This window comes from Brevibacterium sp. LS14 (assembly GCF_012027885.1).
GTDB classification, from domain to species: domain Bacteria; phylum Actinomycetota; class Actinomycetes; order Actinomycetales; family Brevibacteriaceae; genus Brevibacterium; species Brevibacterium casei.
Genome location: NZ_SJXG01000060.1, coordinates 269,893 through 291,722 on the forward strand (window position 1 = coordinate 269,893; position 21,830 = coordinate 291,722).

At 69.4% G+C, this 21,830-nt stretch carries 16 protein-coding genes and 2 tRNA genes; 16 read left to right on the forward strand and 2 right to left on the reverse strand.

Features of this window, described 5'->3' with window-relative positions:
- The first annotated feature begins 7 nt into the window (after nt 1-7).
- From hisF to EZE58_RS15765, 14 genes are all read left to right on the forward strand, one after another.
- Nucleotides 8-772: an imidazole glycerol phosphate synthase subunit HisF gene (hisF, locus tag EZE58_RS15700; RefSeq protein ID WP_063250257.1), complete on the forward strand. Its 765-nt coding sequence runs from the start codon at nt 8-10 to the stop codon at nt 770-772.
- Nucleotides 769-1,137 carry a phosphoribosyl-AMP cyclohydrolase gene (hisI, locus tag EZE58_RS15705; protein ID WP_063250258.1) on the forward strand — a complete coding sequence of 123 codons (369 nt, stop codon included), beginning with the start codon at nt 769-771 and terminating at the stop codon, nt 1,135-1,137. The genes hisF and hisI overlap by 4 nt, the downstream gene beginning before the upstream one ends.
- The gene (gene trpE / locus EZE58_RS15710; protein WP_167560894.1) at nt 1,118-2,686 is read left to right on the forward strand and encodes an anthranilate synthase component I; all 1,569 of its coding nucleotides are present in this window, start codon (nt 1,118-1,120) and stop codon (nt 2,684-2,686) included. Before hisI ends, trpE begins: the two co-directional genes overlap by 20 nt.
- Complete coding sequence (locus EZE58_RS15715) at nt 2,683-3,210, forward strand: Trp biosynthesis-associated membrane protein (protein WP_167560896.1); 528 nt, start codon at nt 2,683-2,685, stop codon at nt 3,208-3,210. Before trpE ends, EZE58_RS15715 begins: the two co-directional genes overlap by 4 nt.
- Nucleotides 3,211-3,331: 121 nt before the next feature.
- Complete coding sequence (locus EZE58_RS15720) at nt 3,332-3,601, forward strand: HGxxPAAW family protein (protein WP_009377179.1); 270 nt, start codon at nt 3,332-3,334, stop codon at nt 3,599-3,601.
- Complete coding sequence (trpC, locus tag EZE58_RS15725) at nt 3,598-4,386, forward strand: indole-3-glycerol phosphate synthase TrpC (RefSeq protein ID WP_167560898.1); 789 nt, start codon at nt 3,598-3,600, stop codon at nt 4,384-4,386. Before EZE58_RS15720 ends, trpC begins: the two co-directional genes overlap by 4 nt.
- Nucleotides 4,387-4,422: 36 nt before the next feature.
- A complete protein-coding gene (gene trpB, locus EZE58_RS15730; RefSeq protein WP_167560900.1) occupies nt 4,423-5,634 on the forward strand; it encodes a tryptophan synthase subunit beta in 1,212 nt (403 codons plus the stop codon).
- Nucleotides 5,631-6,410: a tryptophan synthase subunit alpha gene (trpA, locus tag EZE58_RS15735; RefSeq protein ID WP_167560902.1), complete on the forward strand. Its 780-nt coding sequence runs from the start codon at nt 5,631-5,633 to the stop codon at nt 6,408-6,410. The genes trpB and trpA overlap by 4 nt, the downstream gene beginning before the upstream one ends.
- A complete protein-coding gene (gene lgt / locus EZE58_RS15740) occupies nt 6,407-7,531 on the forward strand; it encodes a prolipoprotein diacylglyceryl transferase (protein ID WP_009377183.1) in 1,125 nt (374 codons plus the stop codon). Before trpA ends, lgt begins: the two co-directional genes overlap by 4 nt.
- A 187-nt stretch (nt 7,532-7,718) precedes the next feature.
- Complete coding sequence (gene gltB / locus EZE58_RS15745; protein WP_009377184.1) at nt 7,719-12,404, forward strand: glutamate synthase large subunit; 4,686 nt, start codon at nt 7,719-7,721, stop codon at nt 12,402-12,404.
- Nucleotides 12,397-13,839, forward strand: a complete 1,443-nt coding sequence (locus EZE58_RS15750) for a glutamate synthase subunit beta (protein ID WP_009377185.1) — start codon at nt 12,397-12,399, stop codon at nt 13,837-13,839. Before gltB ends, EZE58_RS15750 begins: the two co-directional genes overlap by 8 nt.
- Before the next feature lie 115 nt (nt 13,840-13,954).
- Nucleotides 13,955-15,493: a pyruvate kinase gene (gene pyk / locus EZE58_RS15755; protein WP_009377186.1), complete on the forward strand. Its 1,539-nt coding sequence runs from the start codon at nt 13,955-13,957 to the stop codon at nt 15,491-15,493.
- A gap of 183 nt (nt 15,494-15,676) precedes the next feature.
- Entirely contained in the window at nt 15,677-17,167 is a 1,491-nt protein-coding gene (locus EZE58_RS15760; RefSeq protein ID WP_009377187.1) for a dicarboxylate/amino acid:cation symporter, read from the forward strand.
- Nucleotides 17,168-17,382: 215 nt separating this feature from the next.
- Nucleotides 17,383-17,453 (forward strand) — tRNA-Gly (locus tag EZE58_RS15765).
- Between the two features lie 157 nt (nt 17,454-17,610).
- Here the strand turns inward: EZE58_RS15765 and EZE58_RS15770 are convergent.
- A tRNA-Leu gene (locus EZE58_RS15770) sits at nt 17,611-17,692 on the reverse strand.
- Nucleotides 17,693-17,843: 151 nt separating this feature from the next.
- Between EZE58_RS15770 and EZE58_RS15775 the strand changes: the two genes are divergently transcribed.
- Nucleotides 17,844-18,467, forward strand: coding sequence for a response regulator (locus EZE58_RS15775; protein ID WP_051995515.1), 624 nt, complete (start codon nt 17,844-17,846; stop codon nt 18,465-18,467).
- A gap of 158 nt (nt 18,468-18,625) precedes the next feature.
- Here EZE58_RS15775 and EZE58_RS15780 read toward each other — a convergent pair whose 3' ends face one another.
- A complete protein-coding gene (locus EZE58_RS15780) occupies nt 18,626-19,081 on the reverse strand; it encodes a hotdog fold thioesterase (protein WP_009377189.1) in 456 nt (151 codons plus the stop codon).
- Between the two features lie 41 nt (nt 19,082-19,122).
- On the opposite strand from EZE58_RS15780, the gene polA reads away from it, so the two are divergent.
- Nucleotides 19,123-21,792 (forward strand): DNA polymerase I, encoded by a 2,670-nt coding sequence (polA, locus tag EZE58_RS15785; RefSeq protein ID WP_131247719.1) that lies wholly within the window; start codon nt 19,123-19,125, stop codon nt 21,790-21,792.
- Nucleotides 21,793-21,830 lie beyond the last annotated feature (38 nt).

Below are 21,830 nucleotides of genomic sequence, written 5' to 3' on the forward strand. Positions count from 1 at the left end.
GAAGACCATGGTTGCCGTGAGAGTCATCCCATGCCTCGACGTCGACGCCGGACGCGTCGTCAAGGGCGTGCGCTTCGCCGAGCTCCGCGACGCCGGGGACCCCGTCGAACTCGCCCGCGCCTACGGTGAGGCGGGAGCCGACGAACTCACGTTCCTCGACGTCACCGCGAGCAGCGGCGACCGTGAGACCGTCCACGACATCGTCGCCGCGTGCGCCGAGGAGGTCTTCATCCCGCTCACCGTCGGCGGCGGCGTGCGCAGCGTCTCCGACGTCGACCGGCTCCTGCGCGACGGCGCGGACAAGGTCTCCGTCAACACCTCGGCAGTCGCGGACCCGCAGCTCATCAGCGACATTTCCCGTCACTTCGGCAACCAGGTGCTCGTCCTCTCCCTCGATGCCCGGCGCACCCGGGGCGGTGAGACCCCGTCGGGCTTCGAAGTGACCATCCGCGGCGGCCGGGAGGGCACGGGCCGCGATGCGATCGAGTGGATCCGCGAGGCGGCCGAGCGCGGGGTCGGCGAGGTGCTGCTCAACTCGATCGACGCCGACGGCACCCGTGAGGGCTTCGACCTCGAGCTCATCTCCGCCGCCCGGGCGGCGGTGAGCGTGCCGCTCATCGCCTCGGGCGGGGCGGGGAGGGTCGAACACTTCGCCCCCGCGGTGCGGGCCGGAGCAGACGCCGTGCTCGCCGCCAGCGTCTTCCACTACGGCACGCTCCACATCGACGAGGTCAAGGCCGCGCTCGCGGCAGAGGGGTTCGAGGTCCGATGAGCGAGAGGCAGATCGACGCGACCCCGGAGAACTGGCGGGAGGTCATCACGTTCGGACCCGACGGGCTCGCCCCCGTCGTCGTCCAGGAGGCGACGACACGGGACGTCCTCATGCTCGCGTGGATGGACCGCACAGCCATCGAACGCACCCTGGCCGAGCGGCGGGCCGTCTACTGGTCGCGCTCACGGCAGGAGCACTGGGTCAAAGGGGAGACCTCCGGGAACACCCAGGCGCTCGTCTCGCTCGCCCTCGACTGCGACGCCGACGCGCTGCTCATGGTCGTCGACCAGACCGGACCCGCATGCCACACCCTCACCGACACCTGCTTCACAGGAAGGACGATCAGTGACGATCCCGACGACTGAGTCCGGCCTCGACATCCGCCCCGACCTCGCCGGCTTCAGGGCCGCCGGGGCGACGGCGCGACTCGTGCCCGTCCACGCGGAGGTGCTCGCCGACGCCGAGACCCCGCTCAGCCTCTACCGGAAGCTCACCGACGGCACCCCCGGGTCGTTCCTCTTCGAATCCGCCGAGGCCGGTGCGTGGGCGCGCTACTCGTTCATCGGCTCCGCGCCCGTGGCCACCCTGGTCTCGACGTCCGAGGGCTTCCGCTGGGAGGGCACCCCTCCCGTCGGAGTGCCCCGCACCGGCAGCGTCCTCGATGCGGTCGCGGCCACCCTCGAGCTGCTCCGGATCGAGTCGAGCGACCTGCCGCCGATGGTCTCGAGCCTCGTCGGGTACTTCGGGTGGGACATCATCCGAGAGGTCGAGAAGCTCGGCGACCCGCAGCCCGACGAACACCGGCTGCCGACCGTGCAGCTGATGATCCCCGGGGACATCGCCGTCTACGACCACTACTCGGGCACGCTCACCCTCGTCGCCAACGTCGTCAACGTCGACGGGGCGGAGACCGGGATCGACGACGCCTACGCCTCCGGGGTCGCTCGGATCGAGGCGATGCTCGCCCGCATCACCGCCCCCGCCCCCGCCGAGGTGCGCGTGCCGGAAGCGGTGACCCCGCAGGTGCGCACCCGCACCCCGCGTGAGACGTACCTCGAAGGTGTGCGCAGGGCCAAGCAGGACATCGTCGACGGTGAGATCTTCCAGGTCGTCCTCGGGCAGCGCTTCGACACGGACTGCGACGCCGAGGCGCTCATGGTCTACCGGATGCTGCGGCGGGCGAACCCCTCGCCGTTCATGTACCTCCTCGACCTCCACGACTCAGACGGACAGCCGGTGAGCATCATCGGCTCCTCGCCCGAGGCGCTCGTCACGGTGCGCCAGGGCACCGTCGTCACCCACCCCATCGCCGGTTCCCGGCCCCGCGGGGCGAACCCGGAGGAGGACGACCGTCTCGCCCGCGAACTCCTCGCCGATGAGAAGGAGCGCGCCGAGCACCTCATGCTCGTCGACCTCGCCCGCAACGACCTCGCGAAGGTCTGTCGGGCCGGCACGATCGACGTGAGCGCGTTCATGGACATCGAACGGTTCAGCCACATCATGCACATCTCCTCGACCGTGCGCGGCGAACTCGAGGACGGGCACGGGGCCGTCGACGTGCTCACGGCGACCTTCCCCGCCGGCACGCTGTCCGGGGCCCCGAAGCCGCGCGCCCTGCAGATCATCGACGAACTCGAGGTCGTCGGGCGCGGACTCTACGGGGGAGTCGTCGGGTACCTCTCCTTCACCGGCGACCTCGACCTCGCGATCGCCATCCGCACCGGGGTCCTCCGCGACGGAGTGATGAGCGTCTTCGCCGGCGGCGGCATCGTCGCCGACTCCGTGCCCGAGACCGAATACGAGGAGTCGGAGAACAAGGCGGCCGCAGTGCTCACCGCGGCAGCCGCGGCCGGACGCGCCCACCGGGTGGCCTCCTCGGCGGATGCCGCCACGGCCGCGGGAGGTCGACGATGACGAAGTCCCGCGGAGTCCTCCTCATCCTCGTCGTCGCAGCCGCCCTCTGGGCGATCACGCTCGCCACCTGGCAGACCGGGGCGGCGAGCGACACGCTCGGCCCCTCCGGGGTCGCCCTGCCCAGCCAGACGGAGACGAGCCAGGCCTCGCCGATCGCCACCGCATGCGTGGCGATCATCGCCGTGTGCGGGCTGCTCTCGGCGATGTTCGGGAAGGTCGGCCGCATCGTCGTCCTCACCTTCGCCCTCCTCGCAGCGCTCGGCTACGGGATGACCGCGATCACCGCGATGGGGGCCGAGGGTGCGACCTCGTGGCCGCTCGTCGCCCTCATCGGCGCGGTCCTCGCCGTCGTCGTCATCGGTTGGGTCGTCGTGTCCTCGCGCACATGGTCGGGGTCGAACCGCTACGCCCGCACGGCGCAGGCCGAGGACGGTGACTTCGACTCTGCGGCGACGTGGGATGCGCTCTCCCGCGGTGAAGAGGTCGAACGCGGCAACGATGAGGATCCGCCGCGGAGGACGTGAGGGGCGTCGGACGTGACCCGGAGGCGCCGACCCCGATCTCAGGTGCCGGGTCGATGCCAACTCGGGGCGTTGGACGTGACACAATGAGAGAGTACTTGAGCACGTCAGCGTAAGGAGCGCCATGTCGCAATCCGTCGCCCGTTCGGGCGCCACCGATCTCGATAAGTCCACGATCGACTACGCCGCCATCGCCGACCCCGGCCACGGCAACTCCGTCGCCGGCTGGACCGGTGTCATCATCATGCTCGTGGGACTGTCGATCGGCTGCGTGGGCTTCACGATCCACAACCCGACGATCGTCTACGCAGGCGGCGGGGTCGCCGTGGTCGGCCTCATCGTCGGCATGATCCTGCGCGCCGTCGGACTGGGAACCAAGCCGAAGCGCCGATGACCGTCCTCGATGACATCATCGTCGGCGTCCGCGAGGACCTCGAGGCGCGTCGCCGCGAGGTCCCGCTGTCCGCGGTCGTCGAGTCCGCCCGTGCGGCGGCTCCGGTGCGCACCTTCGACCTCGACGCCGACTTCGGCGTCATCGCCGAGGTCAAGCGCCGCTCACCCTCGCGCGGCGACCTCGCCGACATCCCGGACCCCGGCACTCTCGCCGGCCTCTACGCCGCCGGCGGAGCCCGGGCGATCAGCGTCCTCACCGAGGGCCGTCGCTTCTCCGGCAGCCTCGTCGACCTCGACGCCGTCCGGGCGGCCGTCGACGTACCGGTGCTGCGCAAGGACTTCATGGTCGACGAGTACCAGTTCCACGAGGCCCGTGCCCACGGGGCCGACCTCGTCCTCCTCATCGTCGCCGCTCTCTCCCCGGCGCAGCTGCGCGACTTCCACGACCTCGCGGCCTCCCTGGGCATGACGGCCCTCGTCGAGACCCACAGCGTCGCCGAGATGGAGACCGCGATCGACATCGGGGCCCGGCTCATCGGCGTCAACACCCGCAACCTCAAGGACCTCAGCGTCGACACGGCCCGGTTCGCGCCGCTCGCCGAGCTCGCCCCTGCCGGGTGCACGCTCGTCGCCGAGTCCGGAGTCGCCGGCGTCGGCGACGTCGACGCCTACGCCCGCGCCGGTGCCGACGCCGTGCTCGTCGGCGAGGCCCTCGTCCGCGACGGCGACCCGCAGGCCGCCGTGGCCTCCTACACCGCAGCGGGCCGCGCGCATCAGCGCGCCTGAGACCCTGACCGCAGGCACACGAACCGAAGGACAGCCATGACTGAGACCACGGAGACCGGACCGTACTTCGGTGCGTTCGGCGGGAGGTTCATTCCCGAAGCCCTCATCCCGGCGCTCGACGAGATCGAGGAGACCTGGCGGAAGTCCCAGGTCGATCCGGAGTTCACCGCAGAGCTCCGTGACCTGCAGCTGCGCTACATCGGTCGGCCCAGCCTGCTCACTGAGGCGACGCGGTTCGCCGCTCACTGCGGGGGAGCCCGCGTCTTCCTCAAGCGCGAAGACCTCAACCACACCGGCAGCCACAAGATCAACAACGCGATCGGGCAGGCGCTGCTCGCGAAGCGGATGGGCAAGTCCCGGCTCATCGCCGAGACCGGCGCCGGTCAGCACGGGGTGGCCACCGCCACGGCCGCAGCACTGCTCGGCATGGAGTGCGAGGTCTACATGGGCGAGGAGGACACCCGCAGGCAGGCCCTCAACGTCGCCCGCATGCGCCTGCTCGGGGCGAAGGTCAACGCCGTCGCCAACGGCACGCGCACCCTCAAGGACGCGATGAACGAGGCGATGCGCGACTGGGTCGCCAATGTCGGCAGCACTCACTACGTCATCGGCACCGTCGCCGGCCCCCACCCGTTCCCCGCCATGGTCCGCGCCTTCCAGCAGGTCATCGGCACCGAGGCGCGCGAACAGCTCCTCGAGACCGTCGGCCGACTGCCCGACGCTGTGTGCGCGTGTGTGGGAGGCGGGTCGAACGCGATGGGCATCTTCGCGGCCTTCCTCCCCGATGAGGACGTGAGCATCTTCGGCTTCGAGGCCGGGGGAGAGGGCATCGAGTCCGGCCGCCACGCCGCCCGGTTCTCCGGCGGACGGCCCGGGGTCCTCCACGGCTCAGCCACGTACATCCTCCAGGACGAGGACGGTCAGACCCGACCCTCGCATTCGGTCTCCGCGGGCCTCGACTATCCCTCGGTGGGGCCCGAGCACTCGCACCTCCACGACACCGGCCGCGTCGTCTACGAACCGGTCATGGACGACGAGGCGATGACCGCACTCCAGCTGCTCGCCCGCACCGAGGGCATCATCCCCGCGATCGAATCCGCCCACGCCCTGGCCGGGGCGATGCGGGTGGGTGAGCGGCTCGGACCCGAGGCGATCATCCTGGTCAGCCTCTCGGGACGCGGCGACAAGGACATGACCACGGCAGCGACGTGGTTCGACTACTTCGACGAAGGAGCAGTGCAGGTATGACGACGACCGGAGAGACCGTCGACGCGGTCGCCGAGGCGGGGCGCAGTGCCGCCCTCATCGGCTACCTGCCCGTCGGCTTCCCCACCGTCGAGGGATCGATCGAGGCGATGACCGCTCTCGTCGAATCCGGCGTCGACATCGTCGAAGTCGGCCTGCCCTACTCCGACCCCGGGATGGACGGACCCGTCATCCAACGGGCCGCCGAGGCGGCACTGGAGGGCGGCGTGCGCACGAAGGACGTCTTCACCGCCGTCTCCGCCGTCGCCGAGGCGGGCGGCACCGCCGTCGTCATGAGCTACTGGAACCTCGTCCTCCAATACGGGGTCTCCGCGTTCGCCCGTGACCTCGCCGCCGCCGGGGGAGCGGGGATCATCACCCCCGACCTCATCCCCGACGAGGCCGGAGAGTGGATGGCCGCGGCCGACGACCACGGCCTCGACCGGATCTTCCTCGCCGCGCCGTCGTCGACGCCCGAGCGCATCGCCACGATCGTCGACGCCAGCCGCGGCTTCGTCTACGCGGCCTCGACGATGGGAGTGACCGGGGTCCGCTCGAGCGTCGACGACCATGCCCGCGACCTCGTCGCCCGCCTCCGCGAGGCCGGTGCCCCGCACGTGTGCGTCGGACTCGGCGTCTCGAACCGCGAGCAGGCAGCCGAGGTGGCCGCCTACGCCGACGGCGTCATCGTCGGCTCCGCCCTCATCCGCGCCCTCGACGAGGGCGGGGTCCCCGCCCTGCGCACACTTGCCGGCGAACTCCGGGAGGGCTGCGCATGAGCGACGTCGATCTCGTGGCCGAGATCCCCTCCCCGAGCTGGAGCGGCTTCTCGATCGGCCCGCTGACGATCCACGCCTACGCACTCTGCATCCTCGCGGGCATCCTCCTCGCCCTGTGGCTGACCTCGAGGCGCTGGCGCGCCCGCGGCGGCCACGAGGACGACCTGTGGAACATCGCGATCATCACGGTGCCCGCCGGCATCATCGGCGGACGCCTCTACCACATCTTCTCCACCCCCGACCCGTACTTCGGGCCGAACGGGAACCCGCTCGACGCGCTGAAGATCTGGAACGGCGGTCTCGGGATCTGGGGTGCCGTGGCCCTCGGCATGCTCGCCGCGTGGGCGGTCGCCCGATACCAGGGGATCAGGATCCTGCCGTTCCTCGACGCCGCCGCCCCCGGGCTCATCCTCGCCCAGGCCGTGGGCCGGTGGGGCAACTGGTTCAACCAGGAGCTCTTCGGGTCCCCGACGACCCTGCCGTGGGGTCTGCGCATCGACAAGTACGTCGACGGTCAGCTCAATCCCAACTGGCCCGACCCCGCGCTGCCCGCCGACACCCTCTTCCAGCCGACCTTCCTCTACGAATCCCTGTGGAACCTCGCCGGCTGCTTCATCCTCATCGTCGCCGCCCGCAGGTTCCGCCTCGGCCACGGTCAGGTCTTCGCGCTCTACATCTGCTACTACACGCTCGGCCGCGTGTGGATCGAGGCCCTGCGCATCGACGATGCCGAACTCGTCCTCGGGCTGCGGCTCAACATCTGGACGTCGATCCTCGTCTTCGCCGTCGGACTCATCTGGTTCCTCGTCTCCCGCTCCCGGCACAAGGAGCCCGAGACCTCGGTCTACGTTCCCGGCGCCCGAGCGCTTGCGAAGCACGGCCGGCACGAGGACGACGGATCCGACCACCCGAGCGCTCCGACGCCCGGACAGGCCGACGACGCGTCGCCGAGGCGGGCCGACAGACCGTCGCCGCGGTCCGATCGGAGGCAGAGGACGGGACGCGGTGAGGACGAGAAGCCCGGATTCGGGTTCTTCGGAGCAGTCACCTCGGCGATCTCGATCATCCCCGACGTCCGCTCGCGATCACGGGGAACGGAGGACGAAAAGTCCGGTCAGTGAGACGTTCTGGTCCACCTTTCGGTCCTTTCACGTTTTCGCCCACGCCGTCACGGGGTGTAGATTGGAAGCTCACACGTGAGAACCACGTCACACCTGTGCCCGAAGGACGACCTTCTGAGGGCGCGATGAAGCCAGTTCGAGACAGCGTCGTCTGCTGGAAGTTGACTAGACCCCGTGAAGGCAGCCGATGTCCCGTGACCCCTCAACGACCCCCGAGTTCCCGCAGCACCGCACCGGACTCTACGATCCCGCGCTCGAGCACGACGCCTGCGGGCTCGCCCTCATCGTCCGGTACCGCGGGGAGGCCGACCACCTCGTCGTCGAACAGGCCCTGAGCGCGCTGCGCAAGCTCGAACACCGCGGAGGCATCGCCTCCGACGAAGGCACCGGCGACGGAGCAGGCATCACGCTGCAGATCCCGCACGACTACTTCGCCGAGGTGCTCGCCGCCGACGGCATCACCCTCCCCGAGGCGGGAGAGTACGCCGTGGGCATCGGCTTCTTCTCCCAGGACTACCGCCGCGACCTCACCGGCGGACCGATGGCCGAGAGCGACGCGGACTTCCCGACCGCCGGTCATGAGCCGCTCGCCGACGAAGAGGCGCTCGTGCGCCGCATCGCCGCCGAGGAGGGGCTCACCGTCCTCGCGATCCGCGACGTCCCCCGCGACGAATCCGTCCTCGGCGACATCGCACGGGCGACCCAGCCGCACATGCGCCACGTCTTCTTCGGCATCGACCCCCGCTACCCGGCCCGGGATGCCGACGACCTGCGCCGACGGGCCTACATCGTGCGCAAGCGGACCGACCATGCCGGCATCTACTTCCCGTCGCTGTCGCCGGCGACGATCACCTACAAGGGCATGCTCGCGACCGGTCAGCTCGCCCCGTACTACACCGAACTCCACGATGAGCGGGTGACCTCGCGCATCGCACTCGTCCACTCGCGATTCTCGACGAACACGTTCCCGTCGTGGCAGCTCGCCCAGCCCTTCGGCACGATCGCCCACAACGGCGAGATCAACACCGTGCGCGGCAACCGCAACTGGATGCGCGCCCGTGAATCGCACCTCGCCTCGGACCTGCTCGCCTCCCCGGTGCCCGAGACCGACTCGAGCCTCGAGCGGCTCTTCCCGATCGTCCCGCCCGGGGCGTCGGACTCCGCATCGTTCAACGCCGTGCTCGAGCTCATGGTCGCCGCCGGCCGGCCTCTGCCGCAGGCCATGCTCATGATGATCCCCGAGGCGTGGGAGAACAATCCGGGCATGGGCGAGTCCCGCAAGGCCTTCTACGAGTACCACTCGCTGCTCATGGAGCCGTGGGACGGACCCGCCTGCGTCGGCTTCACCGACGGACGCATCGCCGGTGCCGTGCTCGACCGCAACGGACTGCGCCCCGCCCGCTACGTCATGACCTCGGACACGGTCGTACTCGCCAGCGAGATCGGCGTCGTCGACCTCCCCGAGGACGACATCGTCGGGCGCGGTCGGCTCACCCCGGGCCGGATGTTCCTCGTCGACACGGAATCCGAGCGGATCATCTCCGACACGGAGATCAAGAACCAGCTCGCCACCCAGCACCCGTACGCCGACTGGGTCGCGGACTCGTCGAAGCGGCTCGAGGACCTGCCCACCCGCGTCCACGTCAGGCATCCGCAGTCCTCGGTGCGCCGCCGTCAGCGGACCTTCGGCTACACCGAGGAGGAGCTGCGCCTGCTCATCTCCCCGATGGCCGAGACCGGGGTCGAACCGCTGGGCGCGATGGGCACCGACACCGCGATCGCGGGGCTGTCCACCCGGCCCCGACTCCTCTTCGACTACTTCCACCAGAACTTCGCGCAGGTGACGAACCCACCGCTCGACTCGATCCGCGAGCACATCGTCACAAGCATGTCCGCGGGGCTTGGCCGGGAGGGCAACCTGCTCGAGCACTCGCGCCCGGACTCTGCGCACATCATGATCTCGCGTCCCGTCATCGACAACGACGAGCTCGCGGCGATCGCCCACGTCCAGGGCGCCCACCTCGGCGTGGACAATCCCCGGCCGACCGTGACGCTCTCGGGCCTCTTCTCCGTCAATGCCGGACCCGACGCGATGGAGCGGCGCATCGAGGAGCTGTGCGCCGAAGCCGATGCCGCGGTCGAGGCCGGTGCCGTGTTCATCATCTTAAGCGACCGCGACTCGACGGCCGACCTCGCCCCGATCCCCTCGCTCCTGCTCACCTCCGCCCTCCACCACCATCTCGTGCGCCAGCGCACCCGCACCCGGGTGAGCATCGTCGTCGAGGCCGGTGACGTCCGCGAGGTCCACCATGTCGCGACCCTCGTGAGCTTCGGAGCTTCGGCGGTCAACCCGTACCTCGTCATGGAGACCGCCGAGGCGCTCGTGCGGGCCGACCGGCTGCGCGGGGTGAGCGAGGAGGCGGCCGTGGCCAACGTCCTCGGGGCGCTGAACAAGGGCCTGCTCAAGATCATGTCGAAGATGGGCATCTCGACCGTGCAGTCCTACCACGGTGCGCAGACCTTCGAGGCGATCGGCCTGTCCGAGGAGTTCATCGACCGGTACTTCACCTCGACCCCGCACCAGCTCGGGGGCAAGGGCATGACGGAGATCGCCGCCGAGGCGAGCGCCCGCCACGCCGACTCCTACCGCGACGACCACCCGCGGCCCTCCCACCGGCCGCTGCGCGTCGGCGGGGAGTACCAGTGGCGGCGTGAGGGTCCCGGGCACCTGTTCAACCCGGAGACGATCTTCAAGCTCCAGCACGCGACGGCGACGAAGCGCTACGACATCTTCGAGGAGTACACGAAGGCCATCGACGACCAGTCACGGGAGCTCATGACCCTGCGCGGCCTCCTCGACCTCGTCCCCGGCCCCGACGGACCGATCGACATCTCCGAGGTCGAACCCGCCTCGGCGATCATGAAGCGGTTCTCCACCGGAGCGATGAGCTACGGCTCGATCTCGAAGGAGGCCCACGAGACCCTGGCGATCGCGATGAACCGGATCGGGGGCAAGTCGAACACCGGCGAGGGCGGCGAGGACACCGAGAGGCTCCTCGACCCCGAGCGCCGCTCGGCGATCAAGCAGGTCGCCTCGGGCCGGTTCGGGGTGACCAGCCACTACCTCACCGAGGCCGACGACCTGCAGATCAAGATGGCGCAGGGCGCAAAGCCCGGCGAGGGCGGACAGCTGCCCGGCGAGAAGGTCTACCCGTGGATCGCGAAGACCCGCCATGCCACGCCCGGCGTGGGCCTGATCTCCCCGCCCCCGCACCACGACATCTACTCGATCGAGGACCTCGCTCAGCTCATCTACGACCTCGGCCGGGCCAACGCCCGCGCCCGGGTCCACGTCAAGCTCGTCTCCGCCGTCGGAGTGGGCACGGTCGCCGCCGGCGTGGCGAAGGCCGGCGCCGACGTCGTCCTCATCTCCGGCCACGACGGGGGGACGGGTGCGAGCCCGCTCAACTCGCTCAAGCATGCCGGGACCCCGTGGGAGCTCGGGCTCGCCGAGGCGCAGCAGACGCTCATCCTCAACGGCCTGCGCGAGAAGGTCGCCGTTCAGGTCGACGGCCAGCTCAAGACCGGGCGCGACGTCATCATCGCCGCCCTGCTCGGGGCCGAGGAGTTCGGCTTCGCGACGACGGCCCTCGTCGTCTCCGGGTGCATCATGATGCGCGTGTGCCACAAGGACACGTGCCCGGTCGGGGTGGCCACCCAGAACCCCGTCCTGCGATCGCGCTACCAGGGGCAGGCCGACCACGTCGTCAACTTCTTCACGTTCATCGCCGAGGAGGTCCGCGGCTACCTCGCCCAGCTCGGCTTCCGGTCCCTCGATGAGGCGATCGGAGCCGTCGAACGGCTGCGCATCGATGAGGAGCGGGCCGAGGCCTCGGGGCTCAACCTCCACCTCGACCAGATCCTCACCGTTCCCGGCGACCTCTCCGGAGACGTGTCGGTCAACCGGAAGAGCACAGGCCAGGTCTTCCGCACCTTCGCAGGCGAAGTCGACCTCACCTTCCTCGAGCAGGCGGAGGACGCCATCGCGACGAAGGCCCCGGTGACGATCAGCGCCTCGGTCGTCAACACCGACCGCAGCGTCGGCACCCTGCTCGGCCACCACGTGACGAAGACGTGGGCGGAGCGGGGACTGCCCGAGGACACGATCCGCCTTGAACTCCACGGCACCGCGGGGCAGTCCCTCGGCGCGTACCTCCCGCAGGGCGTGAGCATCGAGCTCTCCGGCGACGCCAACGACTACGTCGGCAAGGGTCTGTCCGGGGGCACCGTGAGCGTCCACCCGGACCCGGAGAACCGGACCCGGCCCGAGCACAACGTCATCGCCGGCAACGTCATCGGCTACGGCGCGACCGCGGGCAAGCTCTTCATCTCCGGCCAGGTGGGGGAGCGGTTCATGGTCCGCAACTCCGGCGCCGAGGCGGTCGTCGAGGGCATCGGCGACCACGGACTCGAGTACATGACCGGAGGGATCGCCGTCATCCTCGGCGGCACCGGACGCAACTTCGCCGCCGGCATGTCCGGGGGCACCGCGTACGTCCTCGACTTCAACCCGGCCCGGCTCAACCCCGACGAGCGCGCCGCCGGCGTCTTCCGCTTCACCGGCGTCGGCGTCGACGACATGGAGGTCCTCGAGCGCCTCCTCGGCGAGCACCTCGAATGGACCGGCTCCCCGCTGGCCGGCGAGCTGCTTGCGGGTCTGCGCCGCGGGGAGGACGTCCTCTCGCGGTTCACGAAGATCATTCCCGTCGCCTACCAGGCGGTGCGCGACATCCAATCCGAGCTGCTCGCCGAGGGCGAGCTGCCCGACTCCGAGGCCGCCTGGCACAAGATTCTGGAGGTCACCCATGGCTGATCCGCACGGATTCCTCACCGTTCCCCGCCGCGAGCTGCCCGAGCGCCGCCCGGTGCCCATCCGCCTCCTCGACTACCGCGAGGTCTACGAGGCGGGCGATCCCGACCAGCTGCGCCGGCAGGCCTCGCGCTGCATGGACTGCGGGGTGCCGTTCTGCCATCAGGGCTGCCCGCTGGGCAACCTCATCCCGGAGTTCAACGATGCGATGTACCGCGGGGAGCTGCCGCGCGCCGTCGACCTCCTCCACGCGACGAACAACTTCCCCGAATTCACCGGCCGGGCGTGTCCGGCGCCGTGTGAGAACGCGTGCGTGCTCAGCATCAACCAGCCCGCTGTGACGATCAAGCAGGTCGAGGTGAGCATCGTCGACCAGGGCTTCGCCGCCGGTCTCATCCAGCCCGAGATCCCCGACCGGATCACCGGGCACACCGTCGCCGTCATCGGCTCGGGCCCGGCGGGACTCGCCGCAGCCCAGCAGCTCACCCGCGCCGGGCACACGGTCGTCGTCTACGAACGCGACGACCGCCTCGGCGGGCTGCTCCGGTACGGGATCCCCGACTTCAAGCTCGAGAAGCAGCACATCGACCGCAGGCTGTCCCAGATGCGGGCCGAGGGCACCCGGTTCGAGACCGGCGTCGAGATCGGCGTCGACCTCACGCTCGAGGAGCTGCGCTCCCGCTTCGACGCGGTCATCGTGTGCACGGGTGCGACCGTGCCCCGGGACATGCCCGTCGAGGGTCGTGAGCTCGACGGCGTTGAGTTCGCGATGGACTACCTTGTGCCCTCGAACCGGGCGCAGGCCGGGGACGAGCCGACCCCGATCGACGCCGAGGGCAAGCACGTCATCATCATCGGCGGCGGCGACACCGGTGCGGACTGCCTCGGCACCGCGCTGCGGCAGAAGGCCGCCTCGGTGACGACGCTGGCGATCGGGGCGAAGCCGCCGGCCGAACGCAGCGAACGGGACCCGTGGCCGACGGTGCCGCGGATCTTCGAGGTCCAGACCTCCCACGAGGAGGGCGGCGAGCGGAAGTACCTCGCCTCGACGACGGGATTCGTCGGCGACGCCGAGGGCCGGGTCAACGGGATCGCGGTCGCTGAGACCCAGTTCGTCGACGGTCGCCGCATCCCGACGCCTGGCACCGAGCATCGTCTCGACGCCGACCTCGTACTCCTCGCGCTCGGCTTCTCCGGACCCGAAGCCGAGGTGCTCGGGCTCGACGTCGCCGAGACGGGAGCCTTCGCCCGCGACGACTCCTATGCCGCCTCGGCGCCCGGTGTCTTCGTCGCCGGAGACGCCGGCCGCGGGCAGTCGCTCATCGTCTGGGCGATCGCCGAGGGGCGGGCCGCGGCCGCCGAGGTCGACCGGTTCCTCACGGGGTCGACGCGGTTGCCGGAACCGGTCCGTCCCCGCGACACCGGTTTCAAAGGCTAGAATGATCTGTGTCACAGACTGAGAACGAGCACATCGGTGTGCGCGGCCTCCGCGGGCGGAATCGACCGCCCGCGGAGGGTCGATCGTCCATCGCGGTGCAGGTAGGGTGGAATGCATGAGGCGAGCAAAGATAGTCGCAACACTGGGTCCGAATCAGAATTCCTACGAAGACATCCGCACACTCGTCGATGAGGGCGTCGACGTCGCGAGGTTCAACCTCAGCCACGGTCGCCGCGAAGAGCACGAGGAGAAGTTCGCCTGGGTCCGACAGGCCGCCCTCGACACCGGTCGGGCGGTCGCCGTCCTCCTCGATCTCCAGGGTCCCAAGATCCGCGTGGGGACCTTCGAGAACGGCAAGGAGATCCTCGAGGACGGGCAGACGTTCACGATCACCAGCCGCGACGTCCCCGGGACATCCGAGGTCGTAAGCACGACGCTGAAAACCCTGCCCTCCGACGTCTCGGTGGGCGATCCCCTTCTCGTCGACGACGGCCGGCTGCGGCTGCGGGCGACCGCGGTGACCGAGACCGACGTCGTCACCGAGGTCGAGATCGGCGGTCCGATCTCCAACCACAAGGGCATCAACCTCCCCGGCGTCCCGGTCTCCGTTCCGGCGCTGTCGGAGAAGGACATCGAGGACCTCAAGTGGGGTCTCGGGCTCGGCTTCGACTGGGTCGCGCTCTCCTTCGTCCGCAGCCCCGAGGACATCGACGACGTCCACGCCGTCATGGACGAGGTCGGGGTCCGTGCCCCGGTCATCGCGAAGCTCGAGAAGCCGCAGGCCGTCGAGCAGCTCGACGCGGTCATCGACGCCTTCGACGGGATCATGGTCGCCCGCGGCGACCTCGGCGTCGAACTCCCGCTCGAACAGGTCCCCATCGTTCAGAAGCGGGCGGTCGAGATCGCCCGTCAGCAGGCCAAGCCCGTCATCGTCGCCACGCAGATGCTCGAGACGATGATCGAGGCCTCGCGCCCCACCCGCGCCGAGGCGAGCGACTGCGCGAACGCCGTCCTCGACGGTGCCGATGCGCTCATGCTCTCCGGCGAGACCTCGGTGGGCGCGCACTGGGTCGAGGCGATCCGGACGATGAGCCGGATCATCTCCTCGACCGAGGAGCACGGGCTCGATCGGATCCGTCCGCTCGGCACCGTCCCGCACACGAAGGGCGGGGCCGTCACGGCCGCGGCCGTCCGGATCGCTGAGCAGCTCGACATCGATCTCCTCTGCACCTTCTCGCAGACCGGTGACTCGGTGCGGCGGATGTCGCGGCTGCGTCCGCGGTGGCCGATCCTCGGCTTCACCCCCGATGCGCAGGTCCGCCACCAGCTGGCACTCACCTGGGGTGTGCGTCCCTACCTCGTGAAGTCGGTGCGTCACACCGACCAGATGGCCCGTCAGGTCGACGCGGTGCTCCTCGCCGACGGAACCGCCCGCGAGGGCGACCAGTCGATCCTCGTAGCCGGCTCGCCCCCCGGAATCCCGGGCTCGACGAACGCACTGCGGATCCACACGATGGGCGATGCGGCCAAGGGTGTCGCCGCCGCGTACGCGGACGACTCGGACAGCGACGAGGATCCCCTCGCCGGATACGGGGTCGTCCCGGAGGCGCCGATCACCCGGGACATCCCCATCGTGGGCGGCGACAGGAGCTGAGTCGCCAGCAGCGGGTGAGGGCCCGGTCGGAGGACACTCCGGCCGGGCCCTCTGCGTTGTCTCAGAATGTCATCCATGTCACCTCAGTTTGCGGAATTCGACAGATTGCTCAACAGTTGTGCAAGGAGTCGTACTTCGCCGAGGGCATCCGCGCACCTCGGCACCGCCGTCGAAAGGAAGCATATGAGACTGCCGGCATGGTCGAAGTCCTTCGGAGTGCAGGTGACGATCGCCCTCGTCGCCGGCGTCGTCCTCGGACTCGTCGCCCGCTCGTGGGGACCGGTGAGCGAGGCCCAGGACAACTGGCTCGGGCAGACTCTCGAGACCATCGGGTCCTCGTACGTCACCCTCCTCAAGGCGGCGGTGGTTCCGCTCATCATCACCGCGATCATCGCGAGCATCGGCAACCTGAGGAAGGTGACCAACGCCGCCCGCCTCGCGGTCTCGACGCTGCTGTGGTTCGCGCTCACCGCCTTCATCGCCGTCGTCATCGGCCTGCTCATCGCCCTCATCATGCAGCCGGGCGTCCACGCCGATGCGAGCTCCCTGCAGGGCCAGGCGCCCGAACACGAGGGCAGCTGGATCGGGTTCCTCACCGGACTCATCCCGGTCAACTTCCTCGGCCTCGAGGTCTCGACGGCGCCCGGTGACACCGGGGCGCTCGTCTCCGAGGTCGACTTCAACGTCCTCCAGCTCATCATCGTCTCCGGTGCCCTCGGCATCGCCGCCGTCAAGGTCGGCAAGGCCGCTGAGCCGTTCCTCGAGTTCGCCGAGGCGGCACTGGCCGTCGTCCAGAAGGTCGTGTGGTGGATCGTGCGGATCGCCCCGATCGGCACGCTCGGCCTCATCGGCAACGCCGTCAACTCGTACGGCTGGTCGACGATGGGTTCGCTGCTGTGGTTCGTCGTCGCCGTCTACATCGGTCTCGCCGCCGTCTTCCTCATCGTCTACCCGACGATCGCCAAGCTCAACGGCCTCTCCGTGCGCCAGTACTTCTCCGGCGTGTGGCCGGCCACCCAGCTCGGCTTCGTCTCCCGGTCGTCGATCGGCACGATGCCCGTGACCCAGAAGGTCGCGACCGACAACTTCGGCGTCCCGCAGGGCTACGCGGCCTTCGCCGTGCCCTTCGGCGCGACGACGAAGATGGACGGCTGCGCGGCCATCTACCCGGCGATCGCCGCGGTCTTCGTCGCGCAGTTCTTCGGCATCGAGCTCGGACCCATCCAGTACCTGCTCATCGTCTTCGTCTCCGTCATCGGCTCCGCCGCGACGGCTGGGACGACGGGTGCGACGGTGATGCTCACGCTCACCCTGTCGACGCTCGGGCTGCCGCTCGAGGGTGTCGGACTGCTGCTCGCGATCGAACCGATCGTCGACATGGGCCGCACCGCGCTCAACGTCTCCGGACAGGCGCTCATCCCCGCGATCGTCGCGAAGCGCCACGGCATCCTCGATCAGCCCCGCTACGACGCCAAGCGCATCGACGGCTACGTGCCGGTCGCTGTTGAGGCGGCGGGCGGCACCGAGCTGACGGCGAGCGACGAGGACGGCAGTGTGGGTGCCGGCGCGGAGGGCGGCACCGCTGAGGGCCGCGCCGCGGCTGATGCGGTTCCCGCCGACGGCTCCACGACCCGAGGGCAGTCGGCCCCGGCTCGCGAGAGCATCGGCAGCTGAACCAGCCAGATCAGTGACGGCCGCCGGCATTCGTGCCGGCGGCCGTCTCGCATGTTCGGACGCGGAAGCCGCTCGTCGGCATGTGGGACAGGCAGGTGCCACGGACTCAGGGACGACATGAACTCGCGGACGACATGAACTCATCGATGACCGTCCCGGCGCGGCCGATTGACCGAACCGCCGGGTCATGGTGTAGATTCGGTGAGGTACGCCACGCGGGTGTAGTTCATCGGTAGAACGCTACCTTCCCAAGGTCGAGAGGCGGGTTCGACTCCCGTCACCCGCTCTCAGAGCCCCCGGCCCCGGATCACCCGGGGACCAGCGGGGCGACGCCCGGGCAGGCGCCCGTTCTCTGAATCTCGTGCGCACCCCCGGTGCACCCCTGTCGGAACCACCCCGAGACGCAGAAAGCGCAGCACCACGGGTGCTGCGCTGGGAATGAGTACCGGATGTGGGACTCGAACCCACACGTCTTTCGACAACGCATTTTGAGTGCGCCGCGTCTACCGATTCCGCCAATCCGGCTCGCCGCGACCAGTGCTCGCGACATCGACAACTCTACGACAGCACGCGCGTGAGTGCCCAATCGGTGACACCCCCTGGGCCCGAACCCTGGTGGCTCTCCTCACAGCGCAATCCTGCGGTCGGCGGTGCGGGCCTGGTCTAGACTGGTGCCGTGCTTTCCAACAGCGAACAACCCACCTCAGATGAATCCGTGCCCGTCCGCCGCGTCGTCGTGGCCGAAGACGAGGCCGTGATCCGACTCGACATCGTCGAGATGTTGCGCGAAGTCGGCTACGACGTCGTCGGCGAAGCCGCGGACGGCGAATCCGCCATCCGGCTCGCCGAAGAGCTGCGCCCCGACCTCGTCGTCATGGACATCAAGATGCCGATCCTCGACGGCATCGCCGCCGCCGAGCGCATCGCCAAGGCCCGCATCGCCCCCGTCGTCCTCCTCACCGCGTTCTCGCAGAAGGAACTCGTCGAGCGCGCCCGCGACGCCGGTGCCATGGCCTACGTCGTCAAGCCCTTCACCTCCGCCGACCTCATCCCCGCGCTCGAGATCGCACTCTCGCGCCACGCGGAGATCAGCTCGCTCGAATCGGAGATCTCCGACCTCACCGAGCGCTTCGAGACCCGCAAGCTCGTCGAACGCGCCAAGAGCCTCCTCCAGACCTCGATGGGCCTGAGCGAACCCGAGGCCTTCCGCTGGATCCAGAAGACCTCGATGGACCGTCGCCTGACGATGCGCGAGGTCGCCGAGACCGTCCTCAAGCAGATCGGCGCGAAGAAGGACTGAGCGCCCGGCTTGCCACACAGCTGCGTCGAGACCGCACACGAGAGCCCCGCCCCGGATTCCGGGACGGGGCTCTTCGCATGGGGGAGGACCACCTCGGCGGGGGAGTCATGCCCGCCCCACCGCCTCGGCGAGCCCTGACGCTCAGGTCTGCTGGACGCTCACGCCTTCGACGCGAGGACCATGTTCGTGATCCGCACGATCGAGAGGAGGCGATCCTCCTCATCGGTCATCCGCACCTCGTGGGAGAGGAGGGTGCGGCCGCGGTGGAGCACCTCGGCGCGCCCGGTGACGATCCCACCGCGCGTCGCCCGCAGGTGAGTCGCGTTGAGGTCGACGCCGACGACGTTCTTCCCACCGCTGGTGAGGAAGGAGTGCATCGAGGCCAGGGATTCGGCGAGGACGACGTGACCGCCGCCGTGGAAGAGGCCCATCGGCTGGGTGTTGCCCTCGACGGGCACGGTCGCGGTCATCCAGTCGAAGCCGATGCCGGTGAACTCGATGCCCATCCGGTTCGCCAGGCCGCCCCCGGCGCCGCCTGAGTTGATCTGCTCGAGCATGCCGAGAGCCTCGGCCTCGGTCGTGTCCTCGGTGAGGCTTGCGTGCGGAACCACCATCGATCTCCTTCATGTCCGTGATGAACGCTAGGCTATTGCATGTGAGTCACGCTAACGAATCCCTCCTGCTCATCGACGGTCACTCCCTTGCCTACCGGGCCTTCCACGCCCTCCCGGCGGAGAACTTCGCGACGAGCACCGGCCAGACGACGAACGCGATCTTCGGGTTCATCTCGATGCTCATCAATGTGCTCCGCGACGAGGCGCCGAGCCACGTCGCCGTCGCCTTCGACCTCGGACGCGAGACCTTCCGCCTCGAGGAGTACGCGGAGTACAAGGCCGGGCGGGCGAAGACGCCGCCGGAGTTCCACCCGCAGATCGACCTCATCAAGGACATCGTCAATGCCATGGGCATCCGCGTCGTGACGAAGGAGGGCTATGAGGCCGACGATGCGCTCGCGACGATGGCCCGCCTCGGGCGGGAGGCCGGCGCGAGCGTCGAGGTGATGACCGGGGACAAGGACTCGTTCCAGCTCGCCACCGACACCGTGACGATCCTCTACCCGAAGCGCGGCGTGAGCGACCTCGTGCGGATGACGCCGGAGGCGATCGAGGAGAAGTACGGGGTCACCCCGGCCAACTACCGCGGCCTCGCAGCCCTGGTGGGGGAGAAGGCCGACAACCTCCCCGGCGTCCCCGGGGTCGGGGACAAGACCGCGGCGAAGTGGCTGACCGCCCACGGCGACCTCCCCGGCGTCCTCGAGCACGCCGACGAGATCGGCGGGAAGGTCGGCGAGAAGCTGCGCGACCACCTCGGCGACGTCGAACGCAACTATCGGCTCAACCGCCTCGTCGACGACGTCGACTTAGGCCTCGCCTATGCCGACCTCACCTGGGGCGAGGGCGACCCGGCGGAGCTGAGCAGCCTGTTCGACCAGCTCGAGTTCCAGGCGCTCGGCAAGCGTCTGGCCGCGATCTTCGGGGACGCTGCGACCCCGGCCGGTGCTGAGGTCGCCCCGGCCCGTGAGGTCGAGGTCACGACCGTCGACGTGCCCATCCTGCTTGACTCCATCGCCGAGGCGGATGTCCTCGCCCTCGACTCGGACGCGACGTACGAGCTCGGTCACGGCGACGTCCGCTTCCTCGCTGTCTCCACCGAAGCCGGCACCGCCCAGGTCGTCGACCTCGGGGAGGCGAGCGAGGACGAACTCACGGCGCTGGGGGAGGCGCTGCGCGCTTCGGCGCTCATCTTCCACTCCTCGAAGCTCCAGCTCAAGGCCCTGCGATCGGTGGGCATCGACATCGGGGACGTCGCCGGGGACACGGCGCTTGCCGCGTACCTTCTCGTGCCCGACCAGCGCAGCTACGAGCTGCGCGACATCGCCGCCGAACGCGCCGGCATCGAACTCGCCGCCGCCTCGGCGAAGGACGGCCAGCTCTCCCTCGACCTCGACACCGACGCGACCGCACGCACCCACGGAACCAACGCGGCAGCGCTCATCGAGGTCCATGACGTGCTTGCGACGGCGATCGACGAAGCGAACATGACCCAGGTCTACCGGGACATCGAACTGCCGCTCGTCCCGGTGCTCGCGGGCATGGAGATGGCCGGCATCGCCATCGACGAGGACGGCCTGACCGCGCTCGTCGAGGACTTCACGAAGCAGGCGCAGGCGAGTGCCGAGCTCGCGTACGAGGCGATCGGCCACGAGGTCAACCTCGGGTCCCCGAAGCAGCTGCAGACGGTCCTCTTCGACGAACTCGACATGCCGAAGACGAAGCGGACGAAGACGGGGTACACGACCGACGCCGATGCGCTGGCCGAGCTCTTCGTCAAGACCGAGCACCCGTTCCTCCAGCACCTGCTCGCCCACCGCGATGCGACGAAGCTCAAGCAGACCGTCGTCGGGCTCGGCAAGACCGTCGCCGAGGACGGGCGGATCCATACGACCTATCAGCAGACGGTTGCGGCCACCGGACGTCTGTCCTCGCTCGATCCGAACCTGCAGAACATCCCCGTGCGCACCGAGTCCGGGCGGCGCATCCGCGAGGTCTTCGTCGCCGATCCGTCCGTCGAGGGCGGGCTCCTCCTCACCGCCGACTACTCGCAGATCGAGATGCGCATCATGGCGCACCTCTCCGGCGATGCCGCGCTCATCCAGGCGTTCAAGGACGGCGAGGACCTCCACTCGTACGTCGGGTCGAAGGTCTTCTCCGTCGGCATCGACGAGGTGGACGCGACGATGCGCTCGAAGGTCAAGGCGATGTCGTACGGCCTCGTCTACGGGCTCTCCGCGTACGGGCTCTCCCGGCAGCTCGCGATCGGCGTCGAGGAGGCCCGGGATCTCATGGCCCAGTACTTCGAGCGCTTCGGGGCGGTCAAGGACTACCTCGACGAGATCGTCGAGCAGGCCCGAGACAAGGGCTTCACGGAGACGATCATGGGACGCCGGCGGTACCTGCCCGCACTCCACAGCGACCGAAGGCAGCTCCGCGAGATGGCCGAGCGCGCCGCGCTCAACGCCCCGATCCAGGGCTCGGCCGCCGACATCATGAAGATCGCGATGCTCAAGGTCGCCGACCGGCTCGAGGGCTTCCGCTCCCGCATGCTGCTCCAGGTCCACGACGAGATCATCGTCGACCTCCACCCCGAGGAGGCGGACGAGGTCAAGGCGATCGTCACTGAGGAGATGGGCTCGGCCTTCGAACTCGACGTCCCCCTCGACGTCAACGTCGGCACCGGCATCTCCTGGCACGCCGCCGCCCACTGAGAGCAGCGCGCTCGCTCAAGGCGCCCAGCACTCAGCCA

Excerpts from the sequence above, each read along its gene's own strand:
- hisI (WP_063250258.1), top strand. The coding sequence starts at position 769 with ATGAGCGAGAGGCAGATCGACGCGACCCCGGAGAACTGGCGGGAGGTC.
- pyk (WP_009377186.1), top strand. The coding sequence starts at position 13,955 with ATGAGGCGAGCAAAGATAGTCGCAACACTGGGTCCGAATCAGAATTCC.
- trpB (WP_167560900.1), top strand. The coding sequence starts at position 4,423 with ATGACTGAGACCACGGAGACCGGACCGTACTTCGGTGCGTTCGGCGGG.
- EZE58_RS15750 (WP_009377185.1), top strand. The coding sequence starts at position 12,397 with ATGGCTGATCCGCACGGATTCCTCACCGTTCCCCGCCGCGAGCTGCCC.
- hisF (WP_063250257.1), top strand. The coding sequence starts at position 8 with ATGGTTGCCGTGAGAGTCATCCCATGCCTCGACGTCGACGCCGGACGC.
- lgt (WP_009377183.1), top strand. The coding sequence starts at position 6,407 with ATGAGCGACGTCGATCTCGTGGCCGAGATCCCCTCCCCGAGCTGGAGC.
- gltB (WP_009377184.1), top strand. The coding sequence starts at position 7,719 with ATGTCCCGTGACCCCTCAACGACCCCCGAGTTCCCGCAGCACCGCACC.
- EZE58_RS15720 (WP_009377179.1), top strand. The coding sequence starts at position 3,332 with ATGTCGCAATCCGTCGCCCGTTCGGGCGCCACCGATCTCGATAAGTCC.
- EZE58_RS15715 (WP_167560896.1), top strand. The coding sequence starts at position 2,683 with ATGACGAAGTCCCGCGGAGTCCTCCTCATCCTCGTCGTCGCAGCCGCC.
- EZE58_RS15760 (WP_009377187.1), top strand. The coding sequence starts at position 15,677 with ATGAGACTGCCGGCATGGTCGAAGTCCTTCGGAGTGCAGGTGACGATC.
- trpC (WP_167560898.1), top strand. The coding sequence starts at position 3,598 with ATGACCGTCCTCGATGACATCATCGTCGGCGTCCGCGAGGACCTCGAG.
- EZE58_RS15780 (WP_009377189.1), bottom strand. The coding sequence starts at position 19,081 with ATGGTGGTTCCGCACGCAAGCCTCACCGAGGACACGACCGAGGCCGAG.
- trpA (WP_167560902.1), top strand. The coding sequence starts at position 5,631 with ATGACGACGACCGGAGAGACCGTCGACGCGGTCGCCGAGGCGGGGCGC.